We start from the raw sequence: 14014 nt of genomic DNA, 5'->3' as shown, positions 1-14014 counted from the left end.
ACAAAATCATTTTACAGAGTTTCACCAAACAGGGATTGGATTTGGCTAAAGCCAAGAAATTGCAAATCGCGATTATTGCTTTAAGTATTACGTAATCACACGAACCTTAAATTAGTATGTAATTGCTACAAAAATTTCATTTCCTTTGATTTTTGTCCTTCCATTCAAGAAAGCTAATTCCATCAGGAAATTGCATTGCACGATTTCACCACCTAATTGTTCCACCAATTCACAAACTGCTCTTGCGGTTCCTCCGGTTGCCAATACATCATCGTGAATCAGAATTCGGTCTCCTTTTTGAATTGCATCAATATGGATTTCTAAAGTATCCGTTCCATATTCTAAATCATACGTTGCCGAGATAGTTTCGTAAGGCAACTTGTTCGGCTTACGAACCGGAATAAAACCAACATTTAATTCTTGTGCAATCAACATTCCAAAGAAAAATCCACGACTTTCTACTCCTATTACCTTGTCAATTTTTTTATCTTTCAAGGATTCAACCAGTATTTCAAGACATTTATTCCTTGCTTCGGGATTAATTAGTAACGGAGTGATGTCTTTAAACAAAATTCCTTCTTTAGGAAATCCCTGAATATCACGTATATACTTTTTTAATGGCATATTTTTTTGTTTTTTTACAATTTTAGACTTGCAAATTACACATTTATACTTATATTTGCACCCGCTAAGACGCCTTAATTAAGACATCAATAGCAAAAAAAGGCCTTGTGGCGCAACTGAATAGCGCACTTGATTACGGCTCAAGAGGTTACTGGTTTGAATCCAGTCAAGGTCACTTCAAAAATCCTTAAACACACTGATAATCAGCGGTTTAAGGATTTTTTATTTATAAATTTGTAGGGTTTTTGTATTATGGCTTTTTGAAGTTGGTGCCTATAGATTTGTAACTTCTTGGGAAACACAAAAATTTATGGTAAATCGGCAACTATTTTGCCAAAAATTTAAATCTTATAAAATATCTAAACTTCCTTTGCCTTCTCTAACTACAACTGGCTCATCACCCGATAAATCAATAATGGTGGATCCTATATTGTCTCCATAACCTCCATCAATAACTAAATCAACCAGGTTTTGCCATTTCTCAAAAATTAGTTCCGGATCCGTGGTATATTCTATCACATCATCTTCATCATGAATTGAGGTAGAAACAATAGGATTCCCTAATACTTTAACTATTTCTAGAGCAATCGCATTGTCTGGAACCCGAATTCCAACGGTTGTTTTCTTTTTAAATTCTTTAGGCAAGCTATTATTTCCAGGTAAAATAAAAGTATACGGCCCTGGCAACGCTCTTTTTAATAATTTGAAAGTTGCTGTGTCTATCTGCCTCACATAATCCGATATGTTGCTTAGATCATGGCAAACAAAAGAAAAATTAGCTTTATCCAGCTTTACTCCTTTTATTCTCGCTATGCGTTCCAATGCTTTGGTATTGGTAATATCACAACCCAAACCATAAACAGTATCCGTGGGATAGATCACTAAACCACCTTCTTTTAAAACCTTAACTACTTTGGCAATTGCTGCTTCATTAGGTTTGTCTTCGTATATTTTTATAAATTGAGCCATTTTTTTTAGTTTTTCATCCAATAATATCCAGTTTAGCAAAACGCAACAGTAATTTCTTTATTCCGCCTACTTCAAATTTGATTTCGGCTTTTTTGTCGGCTCCCACTCCTTCAAGGTTTAACACTTCGCCTTTCCCAAAACGTTCGTGCATCACTATATTACCAGCAACCAGTTTATTATCGAATAAATTAGCACTTCCTGAAGCAGCATTATTACTAACAGGTTTCAATTTACGAATATTTATATCCGATTTAGGTTCATTATCTGTATTATATTTGGTCGGCGGGGTTCCGTTAGCTGGTTTTGCCAGACGCAATCTAGATTTATCTACATCACCAAAAATATCGCTATCAATCATTGGTTTATACCTGTAATTATTTTCAGGAGGTGTAATGTATTCCAGATATTGACTATCGATTTCCTCAATAAAACGCGACGGTTCACTATCAGTCAATTTTCCCCAACGGTATCGTGATTGTGCATAGGTCAAATACGCCTGTTGCTCTGCACGGGTCAAAGCCACATAAAACAAGCGGCGTTCTTCTTCTAGTTCGCTTCTCGTGCTCATACTCATGGCACTCGGGAACAAATCTTCTTCCATTCCCACTACAAAAACATGAGGAAATTCTAATCCTTTAGCTAAGTGAATGGTCATCAACGCCACGCGGTCTTCATCACTGGTGTCTTTGTCTAAATCAGTTGCCAGAGCCACATCTTCCATAAATTCAGACAAAGCGCCACGAGCTCCATCCACTTCTTTTTGGCCATCTGTAAAATCCTTAATACCGTTTAGTAATTCCTCAATATTCTGAATTTTAGCCATTCCTTCCGGTGTAGCATCTTTTTTTAATTCCTGAATTAATCCTGTTTTTTTGGCAACATGATCCGCTAAATAAAACGCATCCTGATTTTCATTTATAGCCTGAAAACTCTGAATCATCGTAACAAAATCTAATAGTTTTTGCTTGGTTCCGGAATTCAGTTTTAAATCAATTCGCTCTATGTTTTGCATCACTTCAAACATCGAACGTTTGTAGTGATTGGCTGCAATGGTTAGTTTTTCGATTGTTGTATTCCCAATCCCACGTGCCGGATAATTAATTACCCGAACTAAAGCTTCTTCATCTTTTGGATTAATAACCAATCGTAAATAACACAAAACATCCTTGACTTCTTTTCTTTGATAGAAAGAAAGTCCACCATAAATCCGGTACGGAATATCTCTTTTTCTAAGCGCATCTTCCATAGCCCGGGATTGTGCATTGGTCCGGTACAAAATGGCAAACGCACCGTTAGGCATTTGATTTTGCATTTTTTGCTCCCAAATCGTACTGGCTACAAAACGGCCTTCTTCGTTGTCTGTTAAACTGCGGTGAACCTTTATTTTGGGACCAGAATCATTGGCGGTCCAAACGATTTTGTCCAGTTTTACTTTATTTTTATCAATAATAGTGTTTGCTGCTTCAACAATATTCTTTGTCGAACGGTAATTTTGTTCTAGTCTGAAGGTTTTTACGCCTTCATAATCTTTCTGGAAATTCAGTATATTATTGATGTTTGCACCACGAAACGCATAAATACTTTGTGCATCATCGCCGACCACACAAATATTCTGAAATTTATCGGATAAAGCCCGAACAATAAGATATTGCGAGTGATTTGTATCTTGGTACTCATCTACCAAAATATAGCGAAAACGGTTTTGATATTTGGCCAGAACTTCCGGAAAACGAGTCAGTAATTCATTGGTTTTTAATAACAAATCATCAAAATCCATGGCGCCTGCTTTAAAACATCGGTCCACATAATTTTGATAAATTTCGCCCATTCGAGGTTTTTTAGACATTGCATCCGCTTCTTGCAAATCAGGATCATTAAAATATGCTTTTACCGTAATCAAACTGTTTTTGAAATTTGAAATTCGGCTTAAAACCTGTTTGGGTTTGTACACATCACGATCCAGTTGCATTTCCTTGATTATTCCGGAAATGGCACGCAATGAATCCTGAGAATCATATATGGTAAAGTTTGAAGGATAACCAAGATGTTCGGCTTCTGAGCGTAAAATTCGAGCAAAAACCGAGTGAAATGTTCCCATCCAAAGATTTTTTGCCTCACCGGCTCCCACGATATCCGAAATTCTTTTTTTCATTTCTCGGGCCGCTTTATTGGTAAAAGTAAGCGATAAGATACTAAACGCATCAACACCCTGACTCATCAAATAAGCAATTCTGATAGTCAACACCCTCGTTTTACCGGAACCTGCACCCGCAATAATTATCATGGGTCCGTCTTTTTGCAAAACGGGTTCACGTTGGGCTTCATTAAGTTGATCGATATATTTGTGCATGGAAATTTTTAAGTTTTATTATGCAAAAATAGCGATTTTGAATGAGGTTTTCAGTACCAAAAAACAACAATTGGCTAATTCATTTTGCGACTCTTCTTAATAAGATATTCTTGTATTTATTATCTCAAAAATACATCGTACGCAAAACGGATTAAAGTCCCAACAACTACAACTAGAAAAAAAATCCGAATAAAACTATTTCCCTTGTTAATGGCTATTTTTGCTCCAATCCATCCGCCTAACGCATTGCTGGCAGCCATGGGTAGTGCAATTGCCCAAATAATTTTTCCTTTTAAAATAAACAAACATATAGAACCAAAGTTTGTCGCCAGATTCACCATTTTCGCATTTGCGGAAGCGTGCAAAAAATCGAAACCCATAATGGCAATAAAAGCCACAACCAAAAAACTTCCGGTTCCCGGTCCGATAAATCCATCATATAAACCAACTACAAAACTGATTCCGATAGCATTACAAATTTGAGTTCTTGAGGAATGATTTTTTTCAATATGTTGTCCAAAATTTTTCTTGGCGTACGTGTAAACAACTAAAAAAGAAAGAACCACCAATAATAACGGTTTCATGAAATCATTGCTCACATACGTCAATAAAGTAGAACCCAAAAATGCCGATGGAAAGGCCAAAAGCATCATAATCGACAATAGTTTCCAGTTCATATCTACCTTTTTCAGATATTGATACGCTGCAAAGGAAGTACCACTAAAAGCAGGAACTTTCAAGGTTCCAATTACGGTTGCAACAGGAAGATTCGGTAATAAAATCAATCCCATAGGCGTTTGTATCAATCCGCCACCTCCAACAATTGCATCAATAAATCCAGCAGCAAAGGCCGCAATACAAAGTAAAGCCAAAACGTAAGTCTCCATCATAGTATTCAATTAAAATATTCTTATTACGAACAACAAAAATAGCATTCGGTTTCATTTATTGCTATTAAATAGAAATTGATTTATACTCAAAAAAGTATATTTTTGCTAAATAATTTTCACATCAAAATGGATTCTACAAAAATCATAGAAATTCTGGGCTACACAATACCTTCCCTAATTACTGGAGGTGTTGCTTATTATTTATTTAACGCTTATTTCAAAGACCAACAAAATACAAGACGCTGGTTATTACAAAAAGACGCTCAAAAAGACTTATTGCCTCTGCGCTTGCAGGCTTATGAGCGTATGGCTTTGTTTATGGAACGGATCAATCCTTCAAAACTTTTAGTTCGAATTACCCCTCTTTCAGAAGATAAAAACGAGTATCGCAATTTTGTAATTGCACAAATCGAACAAGAGTATGAACACAATTTAGCACAGCAAATCTACATTTCGGATGAGTGTTGGTCCATTATTGTTACAGCCAAAAATGCAACCATTCAAATGATTCGTTTGGCAACAACTAATGAAAGAGTAAAAGACGCAAATAGTTTGCGGGAAATTATCATTGAAGATTTATTAGAGAAACCTTCTCCAAGCACTGCAGCATTGGCTTATATTAAAAACGAAGTGGGACAATTGTGGTAAGAGTTATTTTATATCACTCATAATTTCACTTTTAGTCAATGCGTATTCGTAACCTTGTTTCCACCATTTTTTCATTTCTGTTTTATTAAAAAAAAGCGCATTATCAGTCAAATGCGTTGGAGTATAATAAAAATTTATGGTTACATTATTATTCTTTGCTGCCAAAAGACCAATGGCAATGTCCTTTTTCTTTACCTGTTCGAGAACAGTCCCAAATAAATTTACCAATAAAGAGAAAGGGTTTCTACTGATAATTTTTTTACTAATTTGGGTTTCTGTTTGCAAGATAATAACATCAATTTCTGTTGCTCCTCGATTTATGGCTTCTCGAATTGGTACTAAATTGGTAAATCCACCATCGCCATAATCACTTCCTTTTTTATTAACCAAACTCATGAAGGGAAGATAATTACATGAAATCCAGATCCAATCACAAAACTCAGAATATTCAAAATCTTTAATTGACTTGTACTCCACTTCATTAGTGCTCAAATTGGAAACGGTAATAATAACATCTTTGCTCCCGGCTTTTAACTCTTTAAACTCTTCACGAGTAATGGATTTTCGAATTAATTTTCTCAAACTATAACTTTCTCCAAAAGTCTTACTCCCTCTGATGAGATTGATTAGTACATTAAAATGGTTTATCGAAATAACAAATACCCCATTTTTATTTTTTACAAAAAAAGGACGTCTACTAAAAATACTGGACTGATTTACAGAGGTAAAAATTTCTTTTATTTTTTCAATTTTATTTAAAGCCAAATGAGGAATCAGCAAACTTCCAGTTGAAGTTCCGACGAAAAGATCATATTTATCGGCTTCTTTTTCTAAAAGAAATTCTGCTACCCCGCCTGCAAATGCTCCTTTACTACCACCCCCTGAAATGACTAATGCTTTCATCTATTTTATATTGAAATAATAAATCTTATATTATTATCTCGTTAAAGTAATTAAAAAATCAATCTTTTCAATTGAAATTGCTCCTTTTCAATCAAATTTGGTAAAATCCTTTCGAATGAAAGCTGCATTTCTTTGTTTTTTAGCAAGGTTCTAATGTTGTCTCTCGCAAATTTTGAAAACTGCCACATTTGATGTGTTGATGCATTGATCAAGTTTTTCAAAACCGTGTCGTTTATTATTCCAAAAGTAAGAAGATTTTCCAAAGCATTTTGGCGTGTTGTCGCTTCATAAATTGAAGAAGAATAATTCACCAATTCCGTGATTAAATCCGTTTTGTCTGATGCATAATCTGGACTTGACAAGGCTAAGCTAAGCCACAAGGTTTTAAGATTATAATCATTAAAACCAATCCAGTCTTTGGATTTATCCAAATAAAGAGAGCGATATTCGGGGAAATTATTCCATAAATGATACAACGCTATTTCTTGGGTTTGATAGGAATGATCATCGAGTAAAGTCTCATATTGCAAACGGAAATCTTCGGGTATTTTAGTCAAAGTACTAGCTACTGCCTGACGCACTTGGAGATTTTCAGTTGTTAAAGCCAATGCCAGAAGTTCTTTTTTATCTTCCCATTTTTCATTTTTTAATTGATTTAAAATAACTTCTTTTACCAAAAAATAGACGTCAGATTGCATTGTTTTTTCAAGAAAATCCTTTTTCTCTGACAACGGTTTGTTTTTTAATTTATCGACTTCAAACAACGCCTGAATTGATTTGTTTTTAAGCAATAAACTATTGGCTTGTTGTGTATTGAAAGCAGTAGTTTCAAGCCATACTTCACTAAAATTATCTAAATCATAACTAGATACTTTTTTGATTTCAGCAAAAAAATCTGTTGTATTCACATTTTGAAATGCATTTTTTTCTAAATAACTTTTTACCGCTTTTTTAAACGCCTTATCCCCTATTTCTTTGTGTAAAACAAAAAGTGCCCAAGCTCCTTTTTGATAAAAAGTCAATGAACTGGCTTTGGCATTCAAAACCGGAATGCTATCCGTTCTGGAAGCGTATTTTAATTGTGATGCCGACTCATATAATTTGGAATAAAAATAATCTTCTCCATAGATTTCCTTTTCGGCCAGCAACGCATAATAGGTCGCAAAACCTTCTTGTAACCAATGATGCTTGCTGCTTTCGGCAGTGACTAAATTCCCAAACCACTGATGCGCTAATTCATGCGCATTGACATTCGTGTAACTTCTGTCTTCAAAACCTGTAGAATCCACCACATAACGCGTGTTGAAAAGCGTTGCTGATGTATTTTCCATTCCGGCATACAAGAAATCTCGAACAGGTGCTTGTTTGTAAATTTCCCAAGGATACTTCACTCCTATTTCCTTTTCTAAGAAATCAAACATTTTTTTAGAGTTGCGATAGGTTGGTTCAAATTTGGAAACGTCTTTTAGTCCCAAATACATTTCTAAAGGAATTCCAGAATTTGATTTCTCGATTTTTTTTTCAAATTTACCGATGGTAAGCATCAATAAATACGAACTCATTGGTTTTTGCATTTGGTATTGCCAAACCGAAAGTCCATCAAATCCAGATTTAAATCTCAAAGTTCCATTTGAAATTACCTGATATTCTTTTTTGAATATAATATTCAAATTGAAAACCACTTTTTCATTCACATCATCAAAACTCGGAAACCAATGACTGGTATATTTTCCTTGTCCTTGCGTCCAAATTTGTAAATTATCATTTGCTTCTGAACCCACGAAATACATCGTTTGTTTTGGCTTTGCCAAATACTGAAAAGTCAGGTTGTTTTTTCCATTTGTGAACGGAAATATAATTTGTAATTGTGTCTCAGTATTGCGAAAATTAATCGGTTTTCCGTTCAGTTTTACATCTGAAAATTCTATGTTTTGGGCATCAATTTTAATGGTATCTATAGATTTCAAAACATTAAAATCATAATTAACATCACCAGAAACAGTTCTTTCAATTGGATTTATTACAATTTTCCCTAAAACTGATTTAAAATCAACAAATTGGGTTTGTTGGGCGAATGTGAACGTGGAAATAAAAAAGAATAGGTATTTCATTATGATACATTTAATACTGTAATTTTCAAAGTTACGAAGGTTTCGCAAACTAAACCGCCAAATTTTGTAAGTTTGACTCCAGAAAAAACATGAAAATACATTGAAAAAGATAGCACTATTTAACTGGAGCAGCGGTAAAGATTCGGCTCTCGCCTTGTACAAAACATTACAAAATCCCGAAATTGAAATTGCTTGTTTACTCACAAGTGTAAACCAACAATATCAGCGTATTTCAATGCACGGTGTAAGAGTTGGATTATTGCAGCAACAAGCCGAAAGTATTGGATTACCGCTTGAAATTATGCTAATTCCCGAAATGCCCACGATGGAAGTCTACGAAAAGGTAATGCGCGAAACATTGGCAAAACTTAAAAACCAAGGTGTAACCCATTCTATTTTCGGAGATATTTTCCTAGAAGATTTACGTAAATATCGCGAAGATAAATTAGCCGAAATAGATTTTGAGGGGATTTTTCCGCTGTGGAAAATTCCGACTCTCGAACTCATTCAAGAATTTATAGGCTTAGGCTTTAAAACGATTGTAGTTTGTGTAAACGAACGATTTTTAAATAAAAGCTTTGTTGGTCGTGTTATCGACCAAGATTTCATCAATGATTTACCTGAAAATGTAGACGTTTGTGGCGAAAACGGCGAATTTCATACTTTTACTTTTGATGGACCTATTTTTTCCAAACCAATTGATTTCGAAATAGGAGAAGTTGTATACCGAAAATACGAAAAACCAGAAAAAGAAGATTCCTCGGATACCGCTTGCGACACGAGTGCTTCAGATGCATTTGATTTTGGGTTTTGGTATTGTGATCTGGTTGAAAAATAATCTATTTAATGGCTAATAAATTCAGTACTTTAGGATAGGCTTCATTTTTATAATTAAGGTTTTTAAAAAAAAAGTACCAAAAATTTTTAACTCCTGAGATCTCTTTCGCAAAAATGCTTCATAATCCTAAATTTAACCGCATCAAAATGTTCAATAAGCACTTATTAATTTACTTTTTTAACTAAAAGCGTAAAATAATATTTGACATCGTTTACACAGATATTCTTGAGATGATTCTTTTTGTAAAAGGTTGCGTCAAATTATAAATATTTTATTTCTAAAGTTAAAAATAGATTCTGAAACATCCTTGTTTTGACTCTAAAAAAATACCGCTAATTCGCAAATTTCAAATGGATGATAACATTTGAAAATTAGCGAATTAGCGGTTATACTAGATTTTAAAGCTTATTATCTTTCCTCGTAAAGTTTCAGTAATTGCGTCACAGTATTCCAATTGCGGATTGTTGCAATAACATTTAGCCTCTTCTCGATGTATTTTTGGTCGAATCGGGTTTTTCCGGCGCCAACAGCATATTTTATAAAAATTCTGCTGCCGTCAATACTGGCTTCATCCGGTTTGAACTGACTTATTCTCAAATCATTCATACTGCTACTTTGTAACGTAGTCGAAATAAAAGCCACATATAACTTCTTAGTATCAATATCTTTTTCCTTCAAGAAAGGATTATTCTTGAAACATGCTTCTAAATCTGCAGAGCTAATGACTACAACCGGCACTTCATGACCAAAAGCCTTGAAAATTTCCTGTTTTATTTTGAATCCAACAGCAGCTGAACTTTCTTCTTCTGTATCTACAAAAACATTTCCCGATTGAATATACGTTTGTACATTTTGAAAACCAATGGCTTCCAAAGTTGTTTTTAGCGCCTCCATTTTTATCATACTGTGACCGGAAACATTGATGCCACGGAGTAATGCGAGATGAGTTGTCATTTATTACTTTTTTTTACGAAGGTATTGCGTTTGGTGTTAATTTCACAATTAAGTTAAGTTTTAACTTTACATTTTTAATAAAGCATTTTAGAATCAATTACACTTTCCAAATTTCCAAACAAAAAACTATCTTCGCACTATGCAACAAAACCTCCTACTCACTCCCATCGAATACTTGAAAGGCGTTGGTCCCAATCGGGGCGAATTGCTTCGTAAGGAATTGGGAATTTATAAGTACGTGGATTTGGTGAATTTTTTTCCAAACAGATACATTGACCGCACCCGATATTACAAAATCAACGAACTGCAAAATAACAGTGCCGAGGTTCAGATTATCGGTAAAATCATCAACATCAAAACTGTAGAATTTGGCAAAAACCAAAAACGATTGGTAGCGACTTTTGTAGATGATACAGGACAAATGGAACTCGTTTGGTTTCAAGGTCACAAATGGATTCGGGAGAGTTTAAAGCTCAATGAAATGTGTGTTATTTTTGGGAAATGCACCTCTTTTGGAAATGCGTTCAACATGGCGCATCCCGAAATTGAATTGATGACAGAGCATGAACAAAGTCTGCGTTCAGCGATGCAACCCGTGTATCCTTCGACAGAAACTTTGACTAATCGCGGAATTTCAAACCGGGTGATTAATAAACTGATGCAGCAATTGTTTCTGGAAACACAAGCGTTATTCACGGAAACTTTACCGGATTATTTGATTAACGAATTGAAGCTGATTCCTAAAAAAGCGGCTTTATTCAACATTCATTTTCCAAAAAGTTCTGATGTTTTAGCAAAAGCCAAATTCCGATTAATATTCGAAGAATTGTTCTTTATTCAGTTGCAATTAATCACGAAGAATCTCATCCGAAAACATAAAATAAAAGGACATCCGTTTACAACTGTAGGCGAAAACTTCAATGATTTTTATCAGCATCATTTGCCTTTTCAACTGACAAATGCTCAAAAAAGAGTGATAAAGGAAATCCGAACCGATATGGGAAGCAACGCCCAAATGAACCGATTGGTGCAAGGCGATGTAGGTTCCGGAAAAACAATTGTGGCTTTTATGAGCATGCTTTTGGCGCTTGATAATGGCTTCCAAGCCTGCTTGATGGCACCAACAGAAATCCTCGCCAATCAGCATTTTATCGGTTTATCCGAATTGGCCGAAACTTTAAATATAAATATCCGAATCCTAACAGGTTCCACCAAAATAGCTCAACGCCGAATTATCCATGAAGAACTGGAAAACGGAACGTTACATATCCTCATCGGAACGCATGCTTTACTAGAAGATAAAGTAAAATTCAAGAATTTAGGACTGGCTGTAATTGATGAGCAACATCGTTTTGGAGTAGAGCAACGCTCTAAATTATGGAAGAAAAATGTGATTCCGCCACACGTTCTGGTAATGACCGCCACGCCTATTCCCCGCACTTTGGCGATGAGTTTGTATGGCGATTTAGACATTTCAGTAATTGATGAACTGCCTCCGGGACGAAAACCGATTCAGACCGTACATCGTTTTGACAGCAACCGTTTGAAGGTTTGGAAATTCCTTCGGGACGAAATCGCTTTGGGTCGCCAAATCTATATTGTGTATCCGCTCATCCAGGAATCGGAGAAAATGGATTTCAAGGATTTAATGGACGGTTACGAAAGTGTTTCCAGAGATTTCCCATTGCCACAGTATTCGATTTCAATTTTGCACGGAAAGATGAAACCAGCGGAAAAGGATGCAGAAATGAAACGCTTTTCAGAAGGGAAAACTAATATTATGGTCGCAACAACCGTAATTGAAGTTGGCGTAAATGTTCCAAATGCCAGCGTGATGATTATTGAAAGTGCGGAACGTTTTGGATTGTCGCAACTCCATCAGCTTCGAGGTCGCGTGGGGCGTGGTGCGGAGCAAAGTTATTGCATCCTGATGACAAGTCACAAATTGAGTTCTGACAGTAAAACCCGAATGGAAACGATGGTGCAAACAAACGATGGTTTCGAAATTGCGGAAGTCGACTTGAAGCTTCGTGGTCCGGGTGATTTGATGGGAACACAACAAAGCGGCGTACTGAATCTTCAAATTGCCGATTTAGTTCGAGACAGAGATACTTTAGCTTTAGCCAGAAATTATGCTTTAAAACTTCTGAAAGAAGATGCAGGGATGCAAAAACCGGAGCATACCGCTTTGAGAGTTGTTTTCTTAGAAATGACAAAAAAGAAAAACATCTGGAATTATATTAGCTAACCTAAATTCTTATTTTGAGAATAATGTTCAACTTTTGTTTTTGATTAAAACTAAAACGGCGAGAAGTTGATATTTTATCTTGCTAACGTAATTTTTGATCGTATGTACTTTTTAATTTAGTTTCGTTAAATACTATTTTTTCTATTATCAATTAAACCATTTCCGTTTTTTGTAGTCCTACAATCTAATGAGTTTCCGAAAACATTTTTTTTAATGCTATATTTCTAAAATATTTAGAATTCAGAAACGTATTTTTTACGGACAAGACATTTGTATGTACAAACGTTAAATAAAAATTAACACCTCAATTAATTCATTTCTAAAACCTAAATTTGTCTTTAACTAAAAAAACTGAGACCTAATCTTACTTAATAACTATGAAAATTAAATACCTAGTTTATGCCTTGCTAACAATTGGAATCATTGGATTTATTGGTTACCGAATAAAAGAAAACAAAAGTAAAAGTGGCGATTCAAAAGATCAATCAGGAAACATCAAATCAATGAATGTCAGTGGAATTATTGTAGAGCCACAAACGTTTGATAATAATTTATCGTTATCTGGTTCTATTGAAGCCAATGAACAGGTTGAAATCCGGAGTGAAGTTTCAGGAATTGTTGAACGAATTTATTTTGAGGAAGGAAGTAGCGTTAGCAAAGGTCAAGTACTTTTTAAAGTGAATGATTTAGAGTTAAGAGCCCAATTGAGACAAGCATCTACTCGAGAAGGATTAGCTTCAGAAAATGCTAGAAGAGCACAATTATTACTTCAAAAAGAAGCCATTAGCCAGGAAGAATATGATTTAGCCCGAGCGGATCTAAAATCCGCAGAAGCCCAGACTCAGTTGATTCAAGTTCAAATTGCCAAAACATCTGTACGAGCGCCCTTCTCAGGAAAAATTGGTTTGCGTTCTATTTCTCCGGGAATTTATATTACACCTTCCATGTTAATTGCAAATCTTGTGAACACCAGCAAGCTAAAAATAACTTTTTCGATTCCTGAAAAATATGCTACACAAATTAAGAAAAACACCTCTTTACACTTTACAGTAGCCGGATCTAATAAAAAATATAGCGCTATGATTTATGCTATTGAGCCAAGAGTGTCTGTAGCTACCAGAACCATACAAGTACGAGCATTAGCAGAAAACAAAGACGGTAACTTATTACCGGGACTTTTTGCCGATGTAGAAATGCCTTTGGATATTATCAAAGATGCGATCTTAGTCCCAACAGAAGCGATCATTCCGGTTCAAAACGGTAAAAAAGTTTTTATTTCCAGTGGAGGAAAAGCAAAGCAAGTGATGGTCGAAACCGCCACCAGAACGGATGCTTCCATCTTAGTACTTTCAGGACTTAAGGCGGGTGATACTTTATTGACCAGTGGTATTATGTCCTTAAAAAATGATGTTCCTGTAAAAGTAACTGTCGCTAAAAATAATATTTAAGGTCAATACCCTTAAAATTAAATCCCTTTGT

11 protein-coding genes and 1 tRNA gene are annotated in these 14014 nt (G+C 35.2%); 5 read left to right on the top strand and 7 right to left on the bottom strand.

What is annotated here, in order from left to right; translation table 11 throughout:
- Positions 1-111: 111 nt before the first annotated feature.
- On the bottom strand, positions 112-624 hold the full coding sequence (locus EKL98_RS03600; RefSeq protein ID WP_126561571.1) for an adenine phosphoribosyltransferase: 513 nt from the start codon (positions 622-624) through the stop codon (positions 112-114).
- Positions 625-725: 101 nt separating this feature from the next.
- On the opposite strand from EKL98_RS03600, the gene EKL98_RS03595 reads away from it, so the two are divergent.
- Positions 726-799: transfer RNA gene (locus EKL98_RS03595), tRNA-Arg, on the top strand.
- 173 nt (positions 800-972) lie between these two features.
- Here the strand turns inward: EKL98_RS03595 and EKL98_RS03590 are convergent.
- The 3 genes from EKL98_RS03590 to EKL98_RS03580 all read right to left on the bottom strand — a co-directional run bounded on the left by EKL98_RS03590 (position 973) and on the right by EKL98_RS03580 (position 4830).
- The gene (locus tag EKL98_RS03590; RefSeq protein WP_126561570.1) at positions 973-1593 is read right to left on the bottom strand and encodes an L-threonylcarbamoyladenylate synthase; all 621 of its coding nucleotides are present in this window, start codon (positions 1591-1593) and stop codon (positions 973-975) included.
- A 13-nt stretch (positions 1594-1606) separates the two neighbouring features.
- Positions 1607-3943 (bottom strand): ATP-dependent helicase, encoded by a 2337-nt coding sequence (locus EKL98_RS03585; RefSeq protein ID WP_126561569.1) that lies wholly within the window; start codon positions 3941-3943, stop codon positions 1607-1609.
- A 119-nt stretch (positions 3944-4062) separates the two neighbouring features.
- The gene (locus tag EKL98_RS03580) at positions 4063-4830 is read right to left on the bottom strand and encodes a sulfite exporter TauE/SafE family protein (RefSeq protein ID WP_126561610.1); all 768 of its coding nucleotides are present in this window, start codon (positions 4828-4830) and stop codon (positions 4063-4065) included.
- Positions 4831-4959: 129 nt separating this feature from the next.
- On the opposite strand from EKL98_RS03580, the gene EKL98_RS03575 reads away from it, so the two are divergent.
- Positions 4960-5481 carry a DUF7935 family protein gene (locus EKL98_RS03575; protein WP_126514826.1) on the top strand — a complete coding sequence of 174 codons (522 nt, stop codon included), beginning with the start codon at positions 4960-4962 and terminating at the stop codon, positions 5479-5481.
- Between the two features lie 3 nt (positions 5482-5484).
- Here the strand turns inward: EKL98_RS03575 and EKL98_RS03570 are convergent, their stop codons facing one another.
- Both EKL98_RS03570 and EKL98_RS03565 read right to left on the bottom strand, forming a co-directional pair.
- Positions 5485-6384 carry a patatin-like phospholipase family protein gene (locus tag EKL98_RS03570; RefSeq protein ID WP_126514825.1) on the bottom strand — a complete coding sequence of 300 codons (900 nt, stop codon included), beginning with the start codon at positions 6382-6384 and terminating at the stop codon, positions 5485-5487.
- Between the two features lie 50 nt (positions 6385-6434).
- Positions 6435-8495, bottom strand: coding sequence for a M1 family metallopeptidase (locus EKL98_RS03565; protein ID WP_126561568.1), 2061 nt, complete (start codon positions 8493-8495; stop codon positions 6435-6437).
- A 100-nt stretch (positions 8496-8595) separates the two neighbouring features.
- Between EKL98_RS03565 and EKL98_RS03560 the strand changes: the two genes are divergently transcribed.
- Entirely contained in the window at positions 8596-9333 is a 738-nt protein-coding gene (locus tag EKL98_RS03560; protein WP_126561567.1) for a Dph6-related ATP pyrophosphatase, read from the top strand.
- 408 nt (positions 9334-9741) lie between these two features.
- Here the strand turns inward: EKL98_RS03560 and EKL98_RS03555 are convergent, their stop codons facing one another.
- Positions 9742-10287: a DUF1697 domain-containing protein gene (locus tag EKL98_RS03555; RefSeq protein ID WP_126561566.1), complete on the bottom strand. Its 546-nt coding sequence runs from the start codon at positions 10285-10287 to the stop codon at positions 9742-9744.
- Positions 10288-10426: 139 nt separating this feature from the next.
- Here EKL98_RS03555 and recG point away from each other — a divergent pair, with 139 nt between their 5' ends.
- The gene (recG, locus tag EKL98_RS03550; RefSeq protein ID WP_126561565.1) at positions 10427-12535 is read left to right on the top strand and encodes an ATP-dependent DNA helicase RecG; all 2109 of its coding nucleotides are present in this window, start codon (positions 10427-10429) and stop codon (positions 12533-12535) included.
- 377 nt (positions 12536-12912) lie between these two features.
- Positions 12913-13983: an efflux RND transporter periplasmic adaptor subunit gene (locus tag EKL98_RS03545; protein WP_126451460.1), complete on the top strand. Its 1071-nt coding sequence runs from the start codon at positions 12913-12915 to the stop codon at positions 13981-13983.
- Positions 13984-14014 lie beyond the last annotated feature (31 nt).

It is taken from the genome of Flavobacterium bomense, from assembly GCF_003970355.1.
This window is presented reverse-complemented; position numbering and strand designations above follow the sequence as displayed.